Source organism: Aquitalea pelogenes (assembly GCF_001515305.1).
GTDB classification, from domain to species: domain Bacteria; phylum Pseudomonadota; class Gammaproteobacteria; order Burkholderiales; family Chromobacteriaceae; genus Aquitalea; species Aquitalea pelogenes.
Genome location: NZ_LNQV01000005.1, coordinates 1 through 21,760, shown reverse-complemented (window position 1 = coordinate 21,760; position 21,760 = coordinate 1). Strand labels below are relative to the sequence as shown.

Genomic DNA, 21,760 nt, shown 5'->3' with positions numbered 1-21,760 from the left:
CGTGCTGTAGCTGACCAGTGGGCGGCGGCCCGGCTGACATCCTGCCAGTGTAGGAGGGGTCAACCGGCAAAATCCGCCAGCAGGCGACCTGTTCTTGTGTAAATCCGTAGCAAAAGCCGTGCCGGCAACTGATTTCGGTATACCTCACCCACCACACAAGCGCCATGTGGACTTTGCAGTGCAACACCAAGCTGCGCCGTGCTTTGACGCATGCGCGCCCGCTATACAATGGGCGGCTCTTTATCCACAGATAGCCACCTGTTGCGCTGCATCCATCCGATGCCGTCTCCCGGGTGCCAGGCCTTCCATGTCTCTTCGTCCTTCCTCCAGCGTGAATGCTGGCAGTTACCGTCCCGATATCGATGGCCTGCGTGCGCTGGCCGTGCTGGCCGTGGTGCTGTTTCACATCGGCGTGCCGGGTTTTGGCGGCGGCTTTGTCGGGGTGGATATCTTTTTCGTCATTTCCGGCTTCCTGATCAGCGGCTTGCTGCGGCAGGAGCTCATCAGCCAGGGTCGCATCGACTTCAAGGCCTTCTATGCCCGGCGTTTTCGCCGCCTGGGCCCGGCGCTGTTGCTGATGGTGTGCGTGGTGTTGCTGCTGTCCTACTTTGTGCTGTTGCCGGACGACCAGAACAAGCTGGGCCGGGAAATCCGCGGCGTGGCATTGCTGTCGGCCAACCTGCACTTCCTCCAGCATGCGTTTGATTATTTCAATTCCGCGTCCGACCTCACCGTCATGCTGCACACCTGGTCGCTGGCGGTGGAAGAACAGTATTACCTGGCCTGGCCCTTCATCATGTGGGGGCTGTACCGCCTGAATGGCCGTCAGCCGGACAAGGTGGCGCGCAGCCTGCCTCCCTTGCTGTGGCTGATTTTTGTCGCCTCGCTCGCTTACTGCCTGTGGCTGTCCTATCACGAAACCCCGCGCGCCTTTTACCTGATGCCCACCCGCGCCTGGGAATTCGCCGCCGGTGCGCTGCTGGCCATCACCCCCGTGCCCGCAGGCTGGAAAGCGCATGCTGGCGTAGCCAGTGGCACCGGTTTGCTGTTGTTGCTGGGCGCGGTGCTGGGCCTGAACGAAACCATGGTGTTCCCTGGTGTCATCGTGCTGTTGCCGGTGCTGGGCAGTGTGCTGTTCCTGCTGGGAGGCCAGCTGAATGCGGACAATGCCGTCAGCCGCCTGGCTGCGCGTCGGCCCTGGACCGACATCGGCATCCTCTCCTACGGTTTTTACCTGTGGCACTGGCCGCTGCTGGCGCTGGGCCGCTACTGGGGCCTGGGTGAGCGCAGCCTGCCGCGCGACCTGCTGCTGGGCGGCGTACTGGCCTTGCTGCTGGCCTGGCTGAGCTATCGCTATGTCGAGCAACCCATCCGCCAGAAAAAACTGCGCGCCTTCACCGCCACCAAGGCCACGCTGTGGAGCGGTTTTGGCATGATCGTGGGCATGTGGCTGCTGGGCAATGTGGCCATGTTCCTGTTGCCACGCGCACCGTGGTCCGGCCATCAGGCACTATTGCAAGCCAAGGGTGACGCCATGGTCATGCACGGCAATTGCGCCATGCCCAAGGACGGCCTGCCCTTGTCGCCGGTGGCGCAGTGCGTGGAAGGACAGCGCAACGGCCCGGTCAGGCTGCTGGCCTGGGGCGATTCGCACACCGACCACCTGATGCCGCTGTATGAAACCCTGGCGCAGCAACAGCATATTGCCATCCTGCGCCGGGTGTACCACGGCTGCCCGCCACTGCCGGATGTCACCCCGGTGGGTGAGGGCAAGCTGCGCACCTGGTGCACCAACTTTTCCCGTGCGGTGCGGGACGAACTGCCGCAGCTCAAACAACAGGGCGTCAGCGGCGTGCTGATGAATGTGCGCTGGAGCGGCTATGCCGCACTCAACAAACCGGGTGAAAACAGCATTGCCGTGCTGGCTGCCGGACAGAACGGCATGCCGGACAGCGTGTGGGACAAACAGGTGGGCGTGGCACCGCTGGACCGCGCCACCTCGCTGGCCGTGCTGCAACAGGCGCTACAGCACAATGCCGCTTACCTGCAGCAACTGGGGCTGAAGCTGGTGCTGGTGTTGCCGGAGCCGGAAATGCAGCGCTCGCCGCCAGAGTGCGTGATACGGCTGGGAGCCGCCGCCTGTAATGTCAGTCGCCAGCAAGCCGAGGCAGAACGCGCCGACGTGGTGGCCATGCTGCGCAAGGTGGCCAGTCAGGCCTCCAATGTGCGTATCTGGGATGGTTTCGACCATTTCTGTGATGCCACCACCTGCTACGCCAGCCAGAACGGCCACATCCGCTATCAGGACAAAAACCACATCACCGCCAGCATGGCCCGTTCCATGGCGGCCGATTTCAAACCGGTATTCGACTGGGCCTTGCAGCCGCTGGCCAAACCCTGAAGTCATCCGCCCTGATCAAGACAAAGCCGCCAGTGATGGCGGCTTGCAAACCCCCTCTCGCTTTCTGAAAGAAAAGCGAGGCACCCTTACAGGGTAAGGGCGGGGGGATTGGGATGAGATAGACAGGCTGCGGGATCAATTACTTGGTCGGCAGGCCCGGCTTGGCCTGGGCCAATGCAAGCGCAACGGATAAGCTGGTCAGCAGCCTGAAAGCCGCCAGTGATGGCGGCTTTGTGCTGTGTGGCCGCATTGGCGGCATAGTTGCTTAGCTCACTCTGCATTTCGGCATCCCGGGCCGGTTCATGCACTACCAAGGCCAAGAATCAATCGCCCCAGTGCAAGAATGGACCGCAAGCCAACAAGCCCGCCATACTTGCATCATCAAGCGCAGCGTTGCCAGCTTCGGCAAGCAGGACCACGCCGGAAACATAGAGAGGGCCACACCATGCTCCGGGAACTGGAAATCGTCGAACAACTGATACTGGGCCAGGACCCGCTACACCGTGGCCAGGCCTTGCACACCCCGAAAGACCCGGCGCTGGATCAGGCCCGCGCCATCTACTACCAGCAGCTCAAAAGGGTAAGCAAGCAGCACGCCTCCCAGCCCGTTCCGCCATCTGCCCCGGTCCGCCCCGGTCACAGCCGCGCTGGCGAGCGCTGGAGCATTGCCGAAGACAACCGGCTGAGTGCGCTGTGGGAAACTTCCAGCACCGTCACCAGTGCAGATCTGGCAGAGAAGCTGGGCCGCAGCCGCGCCGCCATCATGCCCGGCTGGTGCGCATCGGCGAATATCCGGACCGCGATGCGGTACGGGCGGTGGACAGGGAGAGGGGAAGCAATTTGGGGCGGGATGACTGAACGCTTGCAATGACAGCTGACTGCTGTAGAGCAATACATAAAAAAAAGCCGCATGCCTTTACAGGATGCGGCTTTGTGGATTTTTATGAATGCACAGTGCAGTGCAAGTGGTGCCCCCGACAGGAATCGAACCTGTAACTGCCCCTTAGGAGGGGGCCGTTATATCCATTTAACTACGGAGACCTAAATCCGGATCAGGCGTTGCGGTCCACCGACAGGCGGGCCAGTTCTACCAGTGCCTGTTTCACCGGGGTGTCCGGCAGGTCGGCAATGGCGGCCACGGCTTGTTCGGCGGCTTTGATGGCTTCGTTTTTGGCGTAGTCCAGCGCGCCGCAGGATTGTACCGCAGCCAATACATCGTGGAAACGGTCGCGGCTGGCGTTTTCCAGTGCCTGGCGCACTACGTCGGCAGCGGTGGCGGGGCCTTGGCGCATGGTGTAGATCAAGGGCAGGGTGGCCTTGCCTTCGGCCAGGTCGTCACCCAGGCTCTTGCCGATGGTGTCGGCGTCGCCGCTGTAGTCCAGCACGTCGTCGATGATCTGGAAGGCGGTGCCCAGGTACATGCCGTAGTCGGCCAGTGCCTTGACCTGGGCGTCGCTGCCGTTTGCAATCAGCGCGCCCACGCGGGCGGCGGCTTCAAACAGCTTGGCGGTCTTGTACTGGATGACTTGCAGGTAGTCCTGTTCGGACAGTTCGGTATTGCCGATATTCAACAGTTGCAGCACTTCGCCTTCGGCGATGATGTTGGTGGCTTCGGCCATCACCTGCAGGATCTGCATGTTGTTGGTGGTCACCATCATCTGGAAGGCGCGGGTGTACAGGAAGTCACCCACCAGCACGCTGGCGGCATTGCCGAACAGGGCATTGGCGGTTTCGCGGCCACGGCGCATGTCGGATTCGTCCACCACGTCATCGTGCAGCAAGGTGGCGGTGTGAATGAATTCGATCATTGCCGCCAGTTCGTACAGATGGTCGCCTTCATAACCCAGTGCCTTGCCGGACAGCAGGGTCAGTACCGGGCGCAGGCGTTTGCCGCCGGCGGTGATGATGTATTCCGCCACCTGGCGGATGAGAACTACATCGGAGTGCAGGCGTGCGCGGATGACGCGGTCTACGGTCTGCATGTCTTCAGCGATCAGGGTGCGGAATAGCGGGGTGGACACGGTTTTAGCCAGATGTTGGTGTTAGCGGAGCCAGAAGCGCGGAATGTTACCAGAAAAGCCATGCAGCCAGCCATGCCCACCTTTGTTGCGGGGCTAAACTGATGAAATTATTGACAACTTTTTGCACTCTGCGTATAGTTTCGCGTTCTTCTTCGCGTGATGCGGGGAAGATTCCCTCTTTAGGAGCTATGCGAATGTATGCGGTCATAAAAACCGGCGGCAAGCAGTACAAGGTTGCCATCGGTGAAAAACTCAAAGTAGAACAGATACCTGCAGACGTCGACAGCCAAATCGTACTCGAAGAAGTGCTGATGGTCGCTGACGGTGAACAGGTTGTTGTAGGCGCCCCGCTGGTTGCAGGTGCCACCGTTACGGCTACTGTTGTTTCCCACGGTCGTGGCGACAAGGTACGTATCTTCAAGATGCGTCGTCGCAAGCACTACCAGAAGCATCAGGGTCATCGTCAGAACTTCACCGAAATCCGCATCGACGCGATTTCGAAGTAAGGATAAACAGTCATGGCACACAAAAAAGCAGGCGGTAGCTCCCGCAACGGTCGTGACTCCGAAGCCAAACGCCTGGGCGTTAAGGCTTACGGTGGCGAACTGATTCCGGCAGGTTCCATTATTGTTCGTCAGCGTGGTACCCGTTTCCACGCTGGTGAAAATGTTGGTCAGGGCAAGGATCACACCCTGTTTGCCAAGGTTGACGGCTATGTTCAGTTCACCGTTAAGGGTGCTCTGCAACGCAAGATCGTTACCGTGGTACCGTACACCGGTGTAGACGGCGAATAATCGCTTTCTGCAGACAAGAAAGCCCTATCCTGTGAGATAGGGCTTTTTTTTATCCGGCTTGCCATCTGGCGGGCCAGACGAGGGGCAAGGCGTGAGGGCTGGTTGCCGGATGCAACCTTGACGCCTGACTCCTCAAGGAGGATGTATGAAGTTTATCGACGAAGCCCGTATCGAAGTGTTTGCGGGCAAGGGCGGCAATGGTGCCGCCAGTTTCCGTCGCGAAAAGTACGTGCCGTTTGGCGGCCCGGACGGTGGCGATGGTGGCAAGGGTGGCAGCGTGTTTGCCGTGGCAGACGAAAACGTGAATACCCTGGTGGAATACCGTTTCGTCAAGAAATACCTGGCGCAGCACGGCGAGCGTGGCCGTGGTGCCGATTGCTACGGCAAGGGCGGTGACGATATCGAACTGCACATGCCGGTGGGCACGGTGATTACCGACCACGACACCGGCGAGCTGGTGGCCGACCTCACCCATCACGGCCAGCGCGTGATGATTGCCCGTGGCGGCAAGGGTGGCCTGGGCAATATCCACTTCAAGTCGTCCACCAACCGCGCGCCGCGTCAGAGCACGCCGGGTGAAGAGGGCGAACAGCGCACGCTGAAGCTGGAACTGAAAGTGCTGGCGGACGTGGGCCTGTTGGGCATGCCACGCCGGCAAGTCCACCTTCATCCGCTCGGTATCGGCCGCGCGCCCCAAGGTGGCGGACTACCCGTTTACCACCCTGCACCCCAACCTGGGTGTGGTGCGCATGGACGATACCAGCAGCTTCGTGATTGCCGATATTCCGGGGCTGATTGAAGGTGCTGCCGAAGGCGCTGGCCTGGGTCATCGCTTCCTCAAGCATTTGCAACGTACCGGCCTGCTGTTGCACATCGTGGATATCGCCCCGTTCGACCCGGATGTCGACCCGGTACGCGAAGCACGCGCCATCGTGGCCGAGCTGGAAAAATACGATGCCGAACTGCACGGCAAGCCGCGCTGGCTGGTGCTGAACAAGCTGGACATGCTGCCGGAAGAAGAGCGCGACCTGACGGTAAGCGCCTTCCTGGAAGCCTATGGCTGGCCCAAGACCCAACCGGACGACAGCCTGGCGTTTGATGTCGACACCCCGCGCGTGTTTGCCATTTCTGCGCTGACCCACGAAGGCACCCGTGAGCTGGTGCGCGCGATTGATAACTATCTGCGCATCATGCGTGCCCGCGCCCGTGCTGCTGCTGAAGAGGCCGAACGTCAGGCCGAAGAAGCACGCCTGGCCCGCAAGGCCGCGGCCCGCGCCCAGCTGGAAGCGGCTGAAGCCGCCAAGGCAGCTGCCGCTGCTGCCAAGGCGGCTGGCGAAGAAAACTAAGCCAGACACTGTCCCAAAAGCCGGTTTTCAGAAGAAACCGGCTTTTTTTCGTCTATTGCACGGTTGCACTTTGAAAATTTGATGTCGCACTGCAAAATACGCTACGTAGTTTTACGTGGGTTTGTTGTATTTTGTACTCAAGAATACAATCGAATGCGACTTGATCTTCCAGAAATCGGCCCAGCCTTGATCTGCTGTCCTCTCCGGTCAGGGCGGATGCGTTATTTATCCTGTATCCGGAGTCGTGCTTCTGGACAATTTGCGCTATTCATATAACCATTGCTGCCAGTCGGTTTGACCCGCCCACAAGGCAGGCGAGCCGATTACAGCGTATCGGTATGTTGCGGTGGCAGGGGCTGCCCGGCATGGTGTGAACAATAAAACCAAGCAGTAAGGAGAAGTTTGATGAGAAAAGTGATTACCGCCGTTTCTCTGGCACTGATGGCCACTTCTTTTGGCGCATTTGCCAAAGACTGGAAAGAAGTCCGTTTTGGCGTTGATGCCAGCTATGCTCCGTTCGAGTCCAAGGCCCCGAATGGCCAGCTGGTGGGTTTTGACATCGACCTGGGCAATGAAATCTGTGCACGCCTGAAAGCCAAGTGTGTATGGGTGGAAAACGACTTCGACGGCATGATCCCGGCCCTGAAGGCCAAGAAATTTGATGGCGTGCTGTCCTCCATGTCCATCAACGAAGCACGTCTGAAAGAAATCAACTTCTCCGCCAAGCTGTTCAATACCCCGACCCGCATGGTTGCCAAGGCTGGTTCCGGCCTGCAGCCGACTGCCGCTTCCCTGAAGGGCAAGCGCGTTGGTGTTGAGCAAGGCACCATCCAGGAAGCTTACGCCAAGGCCCACTGGGCACCGGGCGGTGTAGAAGTGGTTCCGTACCAGAACCAGAGCCTGGTGCTGGCTGACCTGGCATCCGGTCGTCTGGACGCTTCCCTGCAAGACGCCATCCAGGCTGACGAAGGCTTCCTGAAAAAGCCGGAAGGCAAGGGCTTTGCCTTCGCCGGCGGCAACCTGAACGACCCGAAAACCCTGGGTACCGGTGCCGGCATCGGCCTGCGCAAGGAAGATACCGATCTGAAAGCTGCCATCGACAAGGCGATTGCCGGCATGCTGAAAGACGGCACCTACAAGAAAATCGAAAAGAAATACTTCACGTTTGATGTATACGGCAAATAAGTCGTAACACTGACGGAAGCACCGCGCCCCGGTGATATCAGCGGGGCGCGTTTTCATCACGGCTGCGGAGGAGATGCGTAACACCCACTGTTACGTCCGCTGCCAACTTCGCTGACACACTGCGCCCCGGTGACAAACTCTCGCTGCTGCCTGCCTTTGCGGGACTGGCGGTGGATGTCTGCGCGCGCGGGACAGGGTGTGGCGAGCACAACATACAGGGGAAACGGCCATGTTTCTGGATGGATTCGGGCCAATCATCCTGGACGGTGCATGGGTCACGCTGGAGCTGGCAGTCATGTCGCTTCTGGTGTCCTTCATCATCGGTCTGGGTGGCGCTGGCGCCAAGCTATCGAGCAATCCCGTGCTCAAGGGCATTGCCACGCTTTACACCACATTGATTCGCGGCGTACCGGACCTGGTACTGATGCTGCTGATCTTCTACAGCCTGCAAATCGGCATGAATCACCTGACCGAATGGCAAGGCATGGAGCAGATCAACCTCAACCCCTTCGTGTCCGGTGTGTTTACCCTGGGTTTCATTTACGGGGCCTACTTTACCGAGACTTTCCGCGGGGCATTCCTGTCTGTGCCCAAAGGCCAGATCGAAGCCGGCATTGCCTATGGCATGAGCAGCTGGCAAACCTTCTCCCGCATCCAGTTTCCCCAGGTCATGCGCTTTGCCCTGCCGGGTATTTCCAATAACTGGCAAGTCATGCTCAAGGCCACCGCGCTGGTGTCCATCATCGGCTTGTCCGATGTGGTGAAAGCATCGATTGATGCGGGCAAGAGCTCCTACCGCGTGTTCTTCTTCACCCTGGTGGCCGGTGCCATTTACCTGATTCTGACAACGGTTTCCAGCGTGGTGCTGATGTGGCTGGAACGCCGCTACTCCACCGGCGTGCGGGAGGCAGACCTGTGATCGACATCATCCAACAATACTGGAAAGCCTTCCTGTGGTCGGACGGCTATCACCTGTCCGGCCTGGCCGTCACCATGTGGCTGCTGGTGGTTTCCATTGCCTTCGGTTTTTGCGCCTCCATTCCGCTGGCCATTGCCCGGGTCTCCAAGTCCAAGTGGCTGTCCAGCCCGGTATGGCTGTTTTCCTACGTGTTCCGTGGCACGCCGCTCTACATCCAGCTGCTGTTCTTTTACACCGGCATGTACAGCCTGGACGTGGTGCGCGAAGTGGGCTTTCTCAACCACTTCTTCCGCGAAGGGTATAACTGCACCATTCTGGCTTTCGGCCTGAATACCTGTGCCTATACCACCGAAATCTTCGCCGGTGCCATCAAGGCCACGCCGTATGGTGAAATCGAAGCGGGCCGTGCCTACGGCATGAGCAAGTTCACCCTGTATCGCCGGGTCATCATTCCGTCGGCCTTGCGCCGCGCGCTGCCGGCCTACAGCAACGAGGTGATCCTGATGCTGCATGCCACCACCGTTGCCTTTACCGCCACCGTGCCCGACATCCTGAAAGTGGCGCGCGATGCCAATGCCGCCACCTATGATTCGTTCGATGCCTTTGGCCTGGCCGCATTGATTTACCTGTGTATCACCTTTGTTCTGGTGGCCCTGTTCCGCAAGGCGGAAAGCAAGTGGCTGGCGCATTTGCGCCCGATGAAGGCCTGAGTTACCCGCAAGGATAAAAGATGGAAAAGCTAGTCGTTAAAGACCTGCACAAGAGCTATGGCAGCCACGAAGTGCTCAAGGGCATCTCGCTCAAGGCCAAGGCAGGCGATGTAATCAGCATCATCGGTTCTTCCGGCTCCGGGAAAAGTACCTTCCTGCGCTGCATCAACTTCCTGGAAAAACCCAACGCCGGCAGCATCAGCCTGGGTGGCGAGGAAATCACCCTGCAAAAGAACAAGCAGGGCGAACTGGTGCCGGCCGACCACAAACAGCTGCAAGCCATGCGTGCCAAGCTGGCCATGGTGTTCCAGCATTTCAATCTGTGGAGCCACATGACGGTGCTGGAAAACGTCATCGAAGCCCCCATTCATGTGCTGGGCCTGTCGCGTGACGAAGCTATTGCCCGTGCCGAAAAATACCTGCGCAAGGTAGGGCTGGACGCCCAGGCCCAGGCCAAGTATCCGGCGCACATGTCCGGCGGCCAGCAGCAGCGTGTGGCCATTGCCCGTGCACTGGCGATGGAACCGGAAGTGATGCTGTTTGACGAACCCACCTCGGCGCTGGACCCGGAACTGGTGGGCGAAGTGCTCAAGGTGATGCAGACCCTGGCCGAAGAAGGCCGCACCATGGTGGTGGTGACCCATGAAATGGGCTTTGCCCGTAATGTGTCCAACCACGTGATGTTCCTGCATCAGGGCCGGGTGGAAGAAGAAGGCCACCCGGACGAAGTATTCGGCAATACCAAGAGCGAACGCCTGAAAGCCTTCCTGTCCGGCAGCCTGAAGTAAGTTGTCGGTTTTATAGAAAGCAAAAGCGGCCCATTGATGAGATGGGCCGCTTTTTTCTTGTCCAAACCAGGCGGTTCAGTCCGCCAGTACTTCGTGCAATTGTTGCGCCAGCAACTGCAGGAACTGGCTGACCGCCGGTGGCAGGCGGCGGTCCTGCATGGTCATCAGCTGTAGCTGTCTTTGTTGCAGCAGTGGTTCGTCGATGCTTTTTGCCAGCAGCTTGCTGCATTCCGGCAGGCCGTGAATGGCCAGACGGCTGCCCAGCGCAATGGTATCGGTACGGGCGGCAAAGCGGTGCAGGGTGCTGGAGTGACCGCTGCTCAGCAGCGGGCTGAATACCTTGCCCTGTGCGCTAAAGCTCCATTCCAGCAATTGCCGCACGGTGTTGCCGCGCTCCAGGATGGCCAGCGGATAGCGGGCAAGGTCGTCAAGGCTCAGGGTCTCTTGTCCGGCCAGCGGATGGCCGGGGCGCAGCAGGGCGCATACCGGTGCCTTGTGCTGAAACTGCAGGTCGATGCCATGAGTATTACCCACGGCAAAACTCAGTCCGATATCGGCTTCACCGGTAGTTATCCAGTGGCGTACCTGTTCCGGGCTACCAACCAGCAAGACAAAGCGGGTATGGGGATACTGCAGGTGATAGGCCATCATCACATCAGGTAGAAATGCATGGGTAAAACCATCGGTACTGGCCAGCCGTACCATGCCGTCGCCACTGGCATGGCGAGAGGATATTTCGCCCAGTACCAACTGTGCATCCAGCAGTGCGCGGCGTGCATGATCTGCCAGTAGCTGGCCAGCTTCGGTCAGTACCATGCCACGAGGTTGACGCTCGAACAGTAGCGTGCCGGTTTCCTGTTCCAGTTTGGTAATTTGTCGGCTGATGGCAGAGACCGCAACTTGCAGGTTTTCTGCTGCTGCCCCCAAGGAGCCGCAACGCGCCACTTCTACAAAATATTTCAGTGCAATGCCGTGAAGCATCTTGTCTCCTCTGTTGCCATTTAGGCAAATTGGCTTGCTTAAATGGCAATAATGTCAATTGTCATCAATGATTTGGCGTTCCTAGACTGCACCACCCATTCAACGTTAAACAAGGTGCGAGGTACGAAGTCGATGACGCAAATACATGCCCAGCGCAAGGATGCAATTGCCAAGTCCCAGGCCTATTTCGATCAAGGCGGTTTGCTGGGCGATCTGCAACGCCGGGTGGGCTTTCATACCGAAAGCCAGGACCCGGCACAGGCGGCCACCCATCTGGCCTATTTCCAGCAGGAGCTGATACCCGGCTTGCAGGCCATGGGTTTTCACTGCCGGATACTGGACAACCCGGTGGCACCGCTGGCGCCCTTCCTGCTGGCAGAGCGGCATGAAGCCGACGACTTGCCCACCGTACTGAGCTATGGCCATGCCGATGTGGTGCGCGGTGATGATGTGCATTGGCGCAGCGGTCTGAACCCCTGGCAGGTGACGGTGGAGCAGGGGCGCTGGTATGGCCGTGGCACGGCGGATAACAAGGGCCAGCACACCATCAACCTGGCCGCGCTGGAGGCGGTGCGGCAAAGCCGTGGCGGCCGGCTGGGCTTCAACAGCAAATGGCTGTTTGAAAGTGGCGAGGAAATCGGCTCGCCCGGTTTGCGCGAAATCTGCCTGCAAGAACAGGCAGCCTTGCGGGCCGATGTCTTTATTGCTTCGGACGGACCCCGGGTGAGTGCCGAGCGGCCGACCTTGTTTCTGGGTTCGCGCGGCAATGTGCTGTTCGAACTGAATATCCTGTTGCGTGAAGGCGGCCATCATTCCGGCAATTGGGGCGGTGCCCTGCGCAACCCGGCCGTGGTGCTGGCGCACGCGCTTTCTTGTCTGGTGGATGCTCACGGGGTGATTCAGGTACCCGGCCTGCGGCCGCCACCGCTGGACCTGCGGGTGCGCCGTGCACTGTCCGGCCTGACGCTGGCGGGCGAAGCAAACAGCCCGGCGGTGGATACAGACTGGGGCGAGCCGGGCCTGACGCCGCTGGAGCGGGTGATAGGCTGGAATGCGCTGGAGGTGCTGGCGCTGGAGTCCGGCAATGCCCGCAAGCCGGTGAATGCCATCCCACCCAGCGCCAAGGCGGTGTGCCAACTGCGCTTTGTAGTGGGGACGGACTGGCGCAATACCCGGCAGCATATCGCGTCGCACTTGCAACAGCATGGGCTGGAACATGTGCAGGTGCGCATTCTGTCCAGTTCTGCGGCTACCCGGCTGCCGCTGGACCATCCCTGGGTCGAGTGGGCGCTGGCGTCCATGCGTCACAGTACCGGCCAGCCTGCCGCCTTGCTGCCCAATCTGGGCGGCACGGTGCCGAATGATGCTTTTGCCGACATTCTGGGACTGCCTACCTTGTGGCTGCCGCACTCCTACCCCGGCTGTGGGCAACATGCGCCCAACGAGCACCTGCTGGCACCGGTGGCGCGCCAGGCCCTGGGGCTGATGGCCGGCATCTGGTGGGATCTGGGCGAGCAGGGCAGCCAGTTGGTGGCACAGGCCAGGGCATACACAGGAGAAAACCATGTCGACAGCTAAACCCGTCAGCCTGACCCGCATCGTGGTGGCCACTTCCATCGGCAATGCGCTGGAATGGTTTGATATCGCCATCTATGGCTTTTTTCGCCGTGTATGTTGCATATCATTTTTTCCCGGCAGGGAATGAAACCGCCTCCATGCTGCTGACCTTCGGCTCCTTCGGTGCCTCCTACCTGATCCGTCCGCTGGGTGGAGTGGTACTGGGCAGCTATGCCGACCGGCATGGCCGCAAGGCCGCGCTGCTGCTGACAGTCAGCCTGATGATGGTGGGCACCGCCATCATCGCCCTGCTGCCTACTTATGCGCAGATTGGCGTCGCGGCACCCATCGGCATTTTCCTGGCGCGGCTGATTCAGGGCTTTTCCGCGGGCGGCGAGTTCGGCGCGTCCACCGCCATGCTGATCGAGCATGCGCCGCACCGCCGGGGGTTTCTCGCCAGCTGGCAGTTTGCCACCCAGGGCTTGTCCACCTTGCTGGCTTCGCTGTTTGGTTATGGCCTGGTCAAGCTGCTGACGCATGAGGAGCTGCTGGCCTGGGGCTGGCGCATTCCCTTCTTCTTCGGCTTGCTGATTGGCCGGCCGGTTTGTTGATGCGGCGCTGTCTGGACGATGCGCATAGCTTCAAGGAAGCCGAGCATACCGCCACGCCGGTGCGTGATGTCCTGCTCCGCCAGAAAAGCATGGTGCTGGCGGCCATCGGCGTGATTACCGTGTCCACTGCAGTCAATTACATGCTGCAATACGTGCCCACCTTTGCCATCCGCCAGCTGAAGATGGATGCCGCCACCGGTTTTGCAGCCAGCATTCTGGCCGGGGTAATTCTCACCGTGGTGACGCCGTTTTCCGGCTGGCTGTCCGACCGCATCGGGCGGCTCAGGCAAATGGCCATGGCTGGTGTGCTGTTTGCCCTCACCATTTACCCGGTATTCCTGTATGTCTCGGTGAGTGGCAGTGCCTGGGCGCTGTATGTGCTGGTGGGGTGGCTGGCCTTGCTCAAGTCCGTTTACTTTGGTGCCTTGCCGGCCCTGATGTCCGAAATCTTCCCGCCCGCTACCCGCGCCACCGGCATGGCCATTGGCTACAACGTGGGCGTGACGGTGTTTGGCGGCTTTGCCCCGGCCATCATCGTGTGGCTGATCAGCGCCACCGGCAGCAAGCAGGCCCCCAGCTTTTACCTGATGTTCACCACCCTGATCAGCCTGGCCGCCCTGGCCTATATCGCGCAACGCCGACGCACACCGCAAATACAACCGTCGGCAGCCTGAGCATGGGGGGCGTGCCCTGCCCTGGTACGCACCCCCAGTCATGCAAGATGCGTTGACTTACCCCCGCCCGGCCTTGGACAATCCGCTTTTGCTTCTTGATGCCGGAATGTCATTGGAATCGCTCGCCGACTTTTTCCAGCCGGGCATTGCGCCGGATTCGCTGTCTGCGGTCAATCGCCTGCAACAGGCCTGGCCGTATCTGTCCGTGTTTGTCACCTTGTTTCGCGGTGGCGACGAGGAGGTGCTGATGCGCCTCCTGGTGCTGCGCGAACTGGGCAGCCGCGCCGACGCGCCGCGCTGGACGCCGCAGGAAATCGCCCAGCGGTTTGCTTATCTCAACGACACCAAGCTGGCCACCATTCTGGGCCGCCTGCGCGAGGGCGAATTGCTGGTGTACGACAGTGATGGCGGCCAGTACCAGTTGTCCGAAGGCGCACGCGTGGCGCTGGCGGCGCTGGCCACCTTGATTGACTTTGCCGGCGACGACGTCGAACTGGGCTACCTCACCAGCCAGGTGGCCGCCGGGCAGGCGGTGGGGCAGTTGTCGGACGACGCGCTCAAGCACCTGCTGGCGCGCTTGAACGAGCTGTATGGCGAGTTTGAAGAAGCGCTGGAATCGCAATCCGAATTCCGCATCCGTGCCGCCCAGCACCGGCTGGAAGCCGTGTGGCGCTGGGTGGCCAAATCGACAGAAGTGATCCGCAGCCTGACTGCCGACGATACGCTCAGCCTGTCCGCCCTCAATCAGGCGCAGGCGGTGGCGCTGGCGCAAAGCCGCATGCTGGCGCTGGCCGGTACTTTTGAACGCCGTCTGGCGCAGCTGGCCGCGCAGCGTGTGCATCTGGGCAGCTCCGGCCTTACCTCCACCGATATCGCCGACTGGCTGCGCCGCCAGGCGGTGGGCCAGCTGGCCGATCAACTGACCGGTTGCCTGTCCATCAACCCGGAACCGGCTTTCCTTGCCACGCCGGAACTGGCTGACATGGCGGAATTCGAGCTGCTGGCGCGCGAGCGGGCCAAGGCAGGCAATACCACCTTGCCCGGCAGCGTGGCCGCGCCCCTGTCCGGCGAGCTGGAAGTGGAGCGCCTGTTTGCCGCCGAAGCCATGTACGACGAGCTGCTGACCCTGGGCCTGCAACTGGGCGAGAGCGGGGCGGACCACATCCCCATCCGGCAGGCGGTGCTGGCCGACAGCTACAACGAAACCGCCTACCGGCTGTCCTTGCTGTCCTTGATTGGCGACCCGGAAAGCCATGGTGATGCCAGCATTGTGGCGGCGCTGGCCAAATTGCCGTTCACCCTGCACGGCGGCGAAGCCGTGATTGAACCCGAACACCCGGAAGTAGCCACGCTGTCTGATGCGCGCCTGCTTCCCCATACCCCGAATTAAGCCATGGAACAGCAACTGAAAACCCTCACCGCCCGTCTGCTGGCACACCGCGTGGTGCCGCGTGGCGACGCGCTGGCGCGCAAGGCGCTGCTGGACGATATCTTCCGCCAGGAGCTGGACAAGCGGCTGGCCGATGTCGGCCTGCGGCTGGTGGAAAACCCCTATGCCGAGCACATCGCCGTCGCCCTGCTGCCGGAGATGACCGAGCCGGTATTCGGCAGCGGCGAAGCCTGGCTCAACAATAATCTGGGCCTGCCGCGCGATGGCGTGGCGCTGCTGGTCATCCTGTGGGCGCTGATCATCCTGCCCAAGCGCGAACGGCAGATTGCCCGCGTGGAAGCCGGGCGGGAAAACCAGAGCGATATGTTCGGTGCACAAAAACCGCTGGAAACCGGCGAGGGCGTGTCCACCGGCGTGTCGGAAGATGCGCTGTACGCCGACTTCGGCAAGGCGCTGGGCGGCCGTACCCGCTTCAATGCCAATCTGGGCCGGCTGGTGAACCTGGGCTTTGTGGTGCGCCGTAACAAGTGGCTGGACGAAGGCCCGATGCTGGATCTGATGATCGACTACAGCCAGCTGGCCCCGCGCATCATCGAAGGTGCGCTGTCCGAGGTACTGGGCCAGCGCCGCAGCCAGGCGGCCGACGCCCTGGCCGACAAGACCGCCAGCGCCATTGCCCAGGCGGTACAGCCTACGGTGACGGAGGCTGGCAACGGCCTGTTTGCCGCTGTTGAAGGCCCCGAAGACGACACACAAGCCCCCGCGCAAGAGGAAGACCGCTGATGTTCCAGATGAAATCGGTAGAAATGGTGCACTGGGACTTCTGGCAACGGCTGGCCGTGCCGCTGGACGCGCAGATTGTCACCATCATCGGCCCCAATGGTTCGGGCAAAACCACCTTGCTGGATGCCATGCGCACCCTGCTGGCCATCAAGTGCTCGGGCAAGCGCGATTACAAACGCTATGTGCGCAACAACCGCGAGCCCTTTGCCTACCTGCGCGGCGTGGTGGACAACCCGCGTCGCCCGTCCGGCGGCCTGTATCCCACCCCCTTCTTTCCCATCGTCAGTGAGGCGGTGACGCTGCTGTGCCGCATCAAGAAGCAGGGCGGCGACTGGGTGCGCCATTACGCCATCCTGGATGGCGATGTGCCGCTGGAACTGGCCGAGGCGCAAGCGCAATGGCTGGGCGTGCAGGAATATCGTCGCCGGCTGGAAGTGGCCGGCCTCACCCCCGCTGTGGGCGAGGTGCTGGCGCTGGAGCAGGGCGATACCGACAAGCTGACCGAATACAGCCCCAAACAATTGCTGGACCTGGTCTTCCAGGTATTCGGCGACAAGGACGTGCTGGACAACTACCAGCGCGCCCGTGACGAACAACGCGCCACCGAGCTGGAGCTGGAAGCGCTCACCCGGCAGGAAGAAGCACTGGAAGCGCGGGTGGAAACCATGAAAACCCGTGCCGGGCGTTTTCTGGAATGGCGTCAGCTCAGCCAGACCATCCGCCGCCTGCAGGACGAAGCCCTGCCGGTGCTGGCCTATCTGGATGGCAAGAGTGCACTGGGTCAGACCTGGCAAAACTACCGCGCCGCCTACGGCCAGCTCAGCCGCACCCGGCGCGAGCATCACGACACCCTGCAACTGGTGGCCAAGCTCAAGGCCGCCGAAGTGGCCGCTGGCGAAGCACGCCAGGCGGCTGAACAAGCCCGTTTGCAGGCGCAGGAGCAGTTCATGGCCGCCAAGGCCGAACATGCCAGCGTCAGTGGCCAGCTGAAAGAGCGCGACCGCCTGCAAGCTCTGGCCAACCGCGAATACGGTGCCGATGCCGCCGCGCTGTCCGACAAGCTGTCCGGCCTGCGCAGTGAGGCGGAGCAACTGAAAGACGGCCTGCGCGACCTGAACCGCCAGCGTGTCGACCTGAAAAACCATGTCGAAGCACTGGAAATCGGCCGTGGCCGCTCGCCGGAAGAAGTGCGCCAGTTCAAGGCGGCGCTGGACGAGGCCAATATCGGCCACGCCATGCTGTCCGACATCATCGAGGTGATGGACGCCGGCTGGCAGGGTGCGGTGGAAGCCATGCTGCGCCCCTACCGTCATGTGGTGCTGCTGGAAAATCCGCAGCAAAAGGGCGAAGCCTGGCGCCTGGGCGAAAAATTGCGCTTCCGCCATTTTGTAGTGCCGGAACGCAGCAGCCCGCCGCCCGCACGCAAGGGCAGCCTGCTGGAAGTGATCCGCTTTTCCGCCAACGCGCCGGACTGGCTGTACCAGCAGCTGAACAAGGTCAGCCGGGTGGAAAACGCCCAGGCCGGTGCCGCGGTGGATGGCGACTGGATTACCCGCGACGGTTACTTCCGCGAACGACGCGGGGCGCGCCATATCGGCGTGGCCGCGCATGAATTTGCCTTTGGCGAAGGTGCACGCCAGTCGCGCCTGCTGGCATTGCGCGACGAACTGAAGCAGCTGAACGTGCGTATTCTGGCCGATGAAGAACGGCTGGTGACCATCACCCGCGAAGCGGCCGGACTGGCCGAATACCTGGGCGGCATGGACGCCATCCGCCAGCTGGACAGCCGAGCCGAAGAATTTGCCGCACTGGCCGCCCGGCTGGACAGCCTGCAAGCGCAGCAGCAGGAGCTGGGTGCACAACTGGCCGAAGCCAGTGCCACCAAGGATGCGGCAGACCAGCGCTACAGCGATGCACGGCTGGAGCACGACCGCATCTGCCAGCGCGAACAGGAAAGCCTGTCGCGTTACGACGGCAAGCGTCAGGAGGTGGAAAACAGCCGCCGCCAGCTGCGCCGCCTGCTGGCCGAACTGCGTGAGTGGGCCGAACGCCTGCCCGCTGATGCGCTGGCCGCCGAGCATGTGGCCGCGCTGGAAGAGGAATACGAAAGCGCCGCCGATGCGCGCCATCAGCTGAATTACCTGCAAGAACGGCTGCAAGGCGGCGAATGGGAAACTGACGAGTCGGTACTGGCACTGCGTGACAAGCTGGCTGACGACCTGGCGCAGATCGACCGCGAACGCCAGCGCCGCCAGAGCGAGGTGGACCGCTCGCGCGAACTTACCGACGACGCCCGCGCCGCCTATATGGGCAAGCTGCGCGCCACGGTGCGGGCTTATGGTGCCAATATCAAGCGCCTGGGCGAGCTGGCCGGCATCGGTGTGGATGTGGAACTGCCCACGCTGGAAAATGACGACGCTGCGCTGGCGCAAGCCGGGCTGACGTTGCGCTTCAACTTCGACCAGAAGGGCCTGATGGGCATGAACGACGGCGAGGCTTCCGGCGGCCAGCAGGTGATGAAGTCGTTGATCCTGCTGATCGGCCTGATGATGGACGAGGCCAATCCGTCCGGCTTCGTGTTCATTGACGAACCCTTCGCCCACCTCGACATTTTCAACATCGACCGGGTGGCAGGCTTCCTCAAGGCCACCGAGGCGCAGTACCTGATCACCACCCCCAACACCCATAACATCAATATCTTCGCACCATCGGAACTGACGCTGGCCACCCGCAAGAAGCGGCCGGGCGAGCAGTGGGCCCCGCCCATCCTGCAAACCCGCCGCCGGGTGGATGCGCCGCAGGCAGACCCGCAAGCATGATGTTGCCGCCGGACGGGGAAACTTGTTTCCGTCCGGCGGTCTACTCCTTTCACCCTTTACTCTGGCAGAACCCCATGTCCAGCTGGCTTGCCCGTATTTCTCCGGAACTGGTCGAACGCCTGCCCATCGGCGCCCGCGGCCACCACTTGCTGCTGCAACCCACGCTTGCCCCCACGCCCTTGCTGTTGCCCCAGACCGACCAGGCTTTGCTGCAGCGCTGGCTGGCCTTGCGCGTGATGCGCCAGCGCTGGACTACTCTCGTGGCGCAAAGTGGCGATCCGACCCAGGCCGAAGATTTGCTGCGCCGCCTGCTGGAGTGTGGCTGGTGTGAGGTGGAACTGCATGCCGAGCCCGACCGGCTGGGCCAGTGGGAGCCGTTCTGGGTCAACTGGCGCGAGGTGTACCAGCTGCGCAGCCTGATCGGCCTGCCGGATGCCGATGCGCGTGATGAAGTCGTCCAGCTATGGCGTGGCTGGCAGCCGCAAAACCCGCAGCTGCAAGGCCTGGCTGACAGCCTCACCCAACGTGTGCAGTCCTCCACGCTGGAGCGGCGCCTGAAAATTGCCCAGGGGCTGGACAACTGGCTGACGGCCGGACTGTGGGGCACCGAGCGCCAGTTCTCGCAATACGCGCTGGGCCGCAGCAAGGCCTTTGGCGAGGCCGACCGGCGCTGGCTGGCCGAGTTCGGCATTGCACTGGAATCCTGTGGCATTTCGCGCCATACCCCGCACGTTTTCCTGTCCGGCGCGCTGACGCTCTATGCCGCCGGTCAGCCCTTGTTGTCTGCCGCCTTGTTGCAAAGCGGCCTGGCACTGGCACCGGAAGCGCTGCTGCAGGTGGATGCAGTACGTGGTGCCGTGCAGATGGTGCGCATTGTGGAAAACCTCAGCGTGTTTGAAGTACTGACCCGGCAAGCCGAGCCCGTACTCACCATCTGGGTGCCGGGCTATCCGCACCGGCGCTGGCTGGACGCGGTGGGGCATGTGCTGGCCTTGCTGCGCTTGCCGGTGCAGGTGGCCTGTGACCTGGACCCGTCCGGCGTAGCCATTGCGCTGCAAGTGGGCGAACTGGCCGGCAAGGCCGGTTGCGCCTGGCAACCCTGGCGCATGCAGGCCGATGACCTGACGCTGGCCTGTGGCGGCCAGCCACTGAGCGCCGACGATCAGCAAGCCCTGGCGCGTCTGGCAGGCCGCAGCCTGCCGCCCATGCTGGCCGACCTGGTCGCCGCCATGCTGGAGCGTCAGCTCAAGGTGGAGCAAGAGGCGCTGTTCATCGCCCATGCGGGAGATGCTACGACCAGCTGATGACAATACCGAGCGCTTGCTTGATAATCGGAACATCCATCATCAAGCGGAGCGCCCATGCGTACCCTGACATCCTTGCTTGGCAATTCCCAGAAACTGGACGGCGGTGCCATGTTCGGCAATGCGCCACGCGCCATGTGGAGCCAATGGCTGGCCCCGGACGAGGCACACCGCGTGCCGCTGGCCTGTCGCTGCCTGCTGGTGCGCGAAGAGGACGGCCGCCGCATTCTGCTGGAAGCCGGTATCGGCGCATTTTTTGCGCCGGAACTCAAAGCCCGCTACGGCGTGGTGGAAGACGGCCATGTGCTGCTGGACAATCTGGCCGCTGCCGGTTGCAGCCACGAAGACATCGACGTAGTTATACTGTCCCACCTGCATTTCGACCATGTCGGTGGCCTGCTGTCCGCCTGGGATGGCAGCCCGGCGCGTTTGCTGTTCCCCAAGGCGCAATTCGTGGTCAGCCGCAGCGCCTGGCTGCGTGCCAAAGAGCCACATGCGCGTGACCGCGCGTCGTTTATTCCCGAACTGATTACCTTGCTGGAAAGCAGTGGCCGACTGGTGCTGACCGATGGCGAGACACCGGCCTGCCTGCCGGCTGATTACCGCTTTCACCTGAGCGACGGACACACACCGGGCATGCTGCTGACAGAAATTCCGCTGGAAGACGGGCCGGTTGTCTATGCCGCCGACCTCATTCCCGGTGCGCCCTGGGTGCATGTGCCCATCACCATGGGTTACGACCGCTTTCCGGAGCAACTGACCGACGAAAAACGCCAGTTGCTGGAAGGCTTGCTTGCCCGGCAAGGGCGGCTATTCTTCACCCACGACCCGCAGTACGCCATGGCCTGGGTAAACCGCGATGCCAAAGGCCGTTTCCATGCGGCAGACCATATGCCACGCCTGACGGCACTGGCGCGCTGACTGTGGCATTTGTTTAACATTCTTGACAGGGCAGGGCGGCCCGGCTGCCGCGGCCAGCCAGCTGTATAAAGCTGGAGGAATGTTGGCTAAGTCATTGTGTTGTTTGATCAAAAAATACGACAATATTATTGATATTTTCAGGTAAGTTATTGTTTATTTGATTGTATCCAATATTGTTTGATCAATTTGTAATGAAAATATTCAACAGGATATCGACAGCGCCCCCATGTCCCGCTTATGCTGCTATGCAGATTGATGCTGATGTCCGCCCACCTGCTACGTGCAGGGTGCCATGTTGCTGGCAACATGCCGGCGGGCGTCAATGGGGAATACATCTCGTGGGGGATGTCGTTGACCGGGGCTACGGCTCCGGTTTTTTTTTGCCTGGCTTGTGATGCAGACAAAAGACGTAGTGTCGAATCAACAGTGATGTGATGCGCCCCAATCCCCGTGGCGCGCGCCGCGTGTTTACGTGGCGGGGCTGCCGCCACTGCAGGCAGGGACTGATTTTTTTGATTAGAGGACTGACACTATCGTTCTGAATGGATGTACTAAC

At 61.3% G+C, this 21,760-nt stretch carries 19 protein-coding genes, 1 tRNA gene and 1 pseudogene; 18 read left to right on the top strand and 3 right to left on the bottom strand.

Features of this window, described 5'->3' with window-relative positions; genetic code table 11:
- The first annotated feature begins 307 nt into the window (after positions 1–307).
- Both AWT75_RS03140 and AWT75_RS03135 read left to right on the top strand, forming a co-directional pair.
- Complete coding sequence (locus tag AWT75_RS03140) at positions 308–2,401, top strand: acyltransferase family protein (RefSeq protein WP_082695922.1); 2,094 nt, start codon at positions 308–310, stop codon at positions 2,399–2,401.
- Between the two features lie 445 nt (positions 2,402–2,846).
- Positions 2,847–3,272 carry a hypothetical protein gene (locus tag AWT75_RS03135; RefSeq protein WP_062787223.1) on the top strand — a complete coding sequence of 142 codons (426 nt, stop codon included), beginning with the start codon at positions 2,847–2,849 and terminating at the stop codon, positions 3,270–3,272.
- Positions 3,273–3,367: 95 nt separating this feature from the next.
- Here AWT75_RS03135 and AWT75_RS03130 read toward each other — a convergent pair.
- Positions 3,368–3,442, bottom strand: a tRNA-Arg gene (locus AWT75_RS03130).
- A gap of 11 nt (positions 3,443–3,453) precedes the next feature.
- Positions 3,454–4,422: an octaprenyl diphosphate synthase gene (ispB, locus tag AWT75_RS03125; protein WP_082695921.1), complete on the bottom strand. Its 969-nt coding sequence runs from the start codon at positions 4,420–4,422 to the stop codon at positions 3,454–3,456.
- 194 nt (positions 4,423–4,616) lie between these two features.
- Between ispB and rplU the strand changes: the two genes are divergently transcribed.
- From rplU to AWT75_RS03090, 7 genes and pseudogenes are all read left to right on the top strand, one after another.
- Positions 4,617–4,928: a 50S ribosomal protein L21 gene (gene rplU / locus AWT75_RS03120; protein ID WP_045847786.1), complete on the top strand. Its 312-nt coding sequence runs from the start codon at positions 4,617–4,619 to the stop codon at positions 4,926–4,928.
- A 12-nt stretch (positions 4,929–4,940) separates the two neighbouring features.
- A complete protein-coding gene (rpmA, locus tag AWT75_RS03115) occupies positions 4,941–5,216 on the top strand; it encodes a 50S ribosomal protein L27 (RefSeq protein ID WP_045847787.1) in 276 nt (91 codons plus the stop codon).
- A 145-nt stretch (positions 5,217–5,361) separates the two neighbouring features.
- A pseudogene (gene obgE, locus AWT75_RS03110) lies at positions 5,362–6,562 on the top strand (GTPase ObgE).
- A gap of 405 nt (positions 6,563–6,967) precedes the next feature.
- Positions 6,968–7,747: an ABC transporter substrate-binding protein gene (locus tag AWT75_RS03105; RefSeq protein ID WP_062787219.1), complete on the top strand. Its 780-nt coding sequence runs from the start codon at positions 6,968–6,970 to the stop codon at positions 7,745–7,747.
- A 229-nt stretch (positions 7,748–7,976) separates the two neighbouring features.
- Positions 7,977–8,666 (top strand): ABC transporter permease, encoded by a 690-nt coding sequence (locus tag AWT75_RS03100; RefSeq protein WP_045847790.1) that lies wholly within the window; start codon positions 7,977–7,979, stop codon positions 8,664–8,666.
- Complete coding sequence (locus AWT75_RS03095) at positions 8,663–9,376, top strand: ABC transporter permease (protein WP_045847791.1); 714 nt, start codon at positions 8,663–8,665, stop codon at positions 9,374–9,376. Before AWT75_RS03100 ends, AWT75_RS03095 begins: the two co-directional genes overlap by 4 nt.
- 20 nt (positions 9,377–9,396) lie before the next feature.
- Positions 9,397–10,164, top strand: coding sequence for an ABC transporter ATP-binding protein (locus AWT75_RS03090; RefSeq protein ID WP_045847792.1), 768 nt, complete (start codon positions 9,397–9,399; stop codon positions 10,162–10,164).
- A 75-nt stretch (positions 10,165–10,239) separates the two neighbouring features.
- Here the strand turns inward: AWT75_RS03090 and AWT75_RS03085 are convergent, their stop codons facing one another.
- A complete protein-coding gene (locus AWT75_RS03085) occupies positions 10,240–11,145 on the bottom strand; it encodes a LysR family transcriptional regulator (RefSeq protein WP_062787216.1) in 906 nt (301 codons plus the stop codon).
- A gap of 132 nt (positions 11,146–11,277) precedes the next feature.
- Here AWT75_RS03085 and AWT75_RS03080 point away from each other — a divergent pair, with 132 nt between their 5' ends.
- The 9 genes from AWT75_RS03080 (at position 11,278) to AWT75_RS03050 (ending at position 21,204) form a co-directional block, all read left to right on the top strand.
- Positions 11,278–12,723 (top strand): M20 family metallopeptidase, encoded by a 1,446-nt coding sequence (locus AWT75_RS03080; RefSeq protein WP_062787212.1) that lies wholly within the window; start codon positions 11,278–11,280, stop codon positions 12,721–12,723.
- Positions 12,710–12,850: a hypothetical protein gene (locus tag AWT75_RS22045; protein WP_197077220.1), complete on the top strand. Its 141-nt coding sequence runs from the start codon at positions 12,710–12,712 to the stop codon at positions 12,848–12,850. The genes AWT75_RS03080 and AWT75_RS22045 overlap by 14 nt, the downstream gene beginning before the upstream one ends.
- A 10-nt stretch (positions 12,851–12,860) precedes the next feature.
- Complete coding sequence (locus AWT75_RS23350) at positions 12,861–13,313, top strand: MFS transporter (RefSeq protein ID WP_204376863.1); 453 nt, start codon at positions 12,861–12,863, stop codon at positions 13,311–13,313.
- Positions 13,313–13,987, top strand: a complete 675-nt coding sequence (locus AWT75_RS23345; RefSeq protein WP_204376862.1) for an MFS transporter — start codon at positions 13,313–13,315, stop codon at positions 13,985–13,987. Before AWT75_RS23350 ends, AWT75_RS23345 begins: the two co-directional genes overlap by 1 nt.
- Before the next feature lie 106 nt (positions 13,988–14,093).
- On the top strand, positions 14,094–15,377 hold the full coding sequence (locus AWT75_RS03070; protein ID WP_045847795.1) for a hypothetical protein: 1,284 nt from the start codon (positions 14,094–14,096) through the stop codon (positions 15,375–15,377).
- Between the two features lie 3 nt (positions 15,378–15,380).
- Positions 15,381–16,160 carry a hypothetical protein gene (locus AWT75_RS03065; protein ID WP_239689440.1) on the top strand — a complete coding sequence of 260 codons (780 nt, stop codon included), beginning with the start codon at positions 15,381–15,383 and terminating at the stop codon, positions 16,158–16,160.
- Positions 16,160–18,979 (top strand): ATP-binding protein, encoded by a 2,820-nt coding sequence (locus AWT75_RS03060; RefSeq protein WP_045847797.1) that lies wholly within the window; start codon positions 16,160–16,162, stop codon positions 18,977–18,979. The genes AWT75_RS03065 and AWT75_RS03060 overlap by 1 nt, the downstream gene beginning before the upstream one ends.
- Before the next feature lie 74 nt (positions 18,980–19,053).
- On the top strand, positions 19,054–20,283 hold the full coding sequence (locus tag AWT75_RS03055; protein WP_062787209.1) for a DUF2399 domain-containing protein: 1,230 nt from the start codon (positions 19,054–19,056) through the stop codon (positions 20,281–20,283).
- Positions 20,284–20,340: 57 nt separating this feature from the next.
- Positions 20,341–21,204: an MBL fold metallo-hydrolase gene (locus tag AWT75_RS03050; RefSeq protein WP_062787206.1), complete on the top strand. Its 864-nt coding sequence runs from the start codon at positions 20,341–20,343 to the stop codon at positions 21,202–21,204.
- Positions 21,205–21,760: the final 556 nt, after the last annotated feature.

Bases quoted from the DNA above. Each gene is read 5' to 3' on its own strand.
- AWT75_RS03050 (WP_062787206.1), top strand. From the start codon at position 20,341: ATGCGTACCCTGACATCCTTGCTTGGCAATTCCCAGAAACTGGACGGC.
- AWT75_RS22045 (WP_197077220.1), top strand. From the start codon at position 12,710: ATGTCGACAGCTAAACCCGTCAGCCTGACCCGCATCGTGGTGGCCACT.
- AWT75_RS03140 (WP_082695922.1), top strand. From the start codon at position 308: ATGTCTCTTCGTCCTTCCTCCAGCGTGAATGCTGGCAGTTACCGTCCC.
- rpmA (WP_045847787.1), top strand. From the start codon at position 4,941: ATGGCACACAAAAAAGCAGGCGGTAGCTCCCGCAACGGTCGTGACTCC.
- AWT75_RS03060 (WP_045847797.1), top strand. From the start codon at position 16,160: ATGTTCCAGATGAAATCGGTAGAAATGGTGCACTGGGACTTCTGGCAA.
- AWT75_RS03065 (WP_239689440.1), top strand. From the start codon at position 15,381: ATGGAACAGCAACTGAAAACCCTCACCGCCCGTCTGCTGGCACACCGC.
- AWT75_RS03090 (WP_045847792.1), top strand. From the start codon at position 9,397: ATGGAAAAGCTAGTCGTTAAAGACCTGCACAAGAGCTATGGCAGCCAC.
- AWT75_RS03055 (WP_062787209.1), top strand. From the start codon at position 19,054: ATGTCCAGCTGGCTTGCCCGTATTTCTCCGGAACTGGTCGAACGCCTG.
- AWT75_RS03100 (WP_045847790.1), top strand. From the start codon at position 7,977: ATGTTTCTGGATGGATTCGGGCCAATCATCCTGGACGGTGCATGGGTC.
- AWT75_RS23350 (WP_204376863.1), top strand. From the start codon at position 12,861: ATGCTGCTGACCTTCGGCTCCTTCGGTGCCTCCTACCTGATCCGTCCG.
- rplU (WP_045847786.1), top strand. From the start codon at position 4,617: ATGTATGCGGTCATAAAAACCGGCGGCAAGCAGTACAAGGTTGCCATC.
- AWT75_RS03080 (WP_062787212.1), top strand. From the start codon at position 11,278: ATGACGCAAATACATGCCCAGCGCAAGGATGCAATTGCCAAGTCCCAG.
- AWT75_RS03070 (WP_045847795.1), top strand. From the start codon at position 14,094: ATGTCATTGGAATCGCTCGCCGACTTTTTCCAGCCGGGCATTGCGCCG.
- AWT75_RS03105 (WP_062787219.1), top strand. From the start codon at position 6,968: ATGAGAAAAGTGATTACCGCCGTTTCTCTGGCACTGATGGCCACTTCT.
- AWT75_RS03085 (WP_062787216.1), bottom strand. From the start codon at position 11,145: ATGCTTCACGGCATTGCACTGAAATATTTTGTAGAAGTGGCGCGTTGC.
- AWT75_RS03135 (WP_062787223.1), top strand. From the start codon at position 2,847: ATGCTCCGGGAACTGGAAATCGTCGAACAACTGATACTGGGCCAGGAC.
- AWT75_RS23345 (WP_204376862.1), top strand. From the start codon at position 13,313: ATGCGGCGCTGTCTGGACGATGCGCATAGCTTCAAGGAAGCCGAGCAT.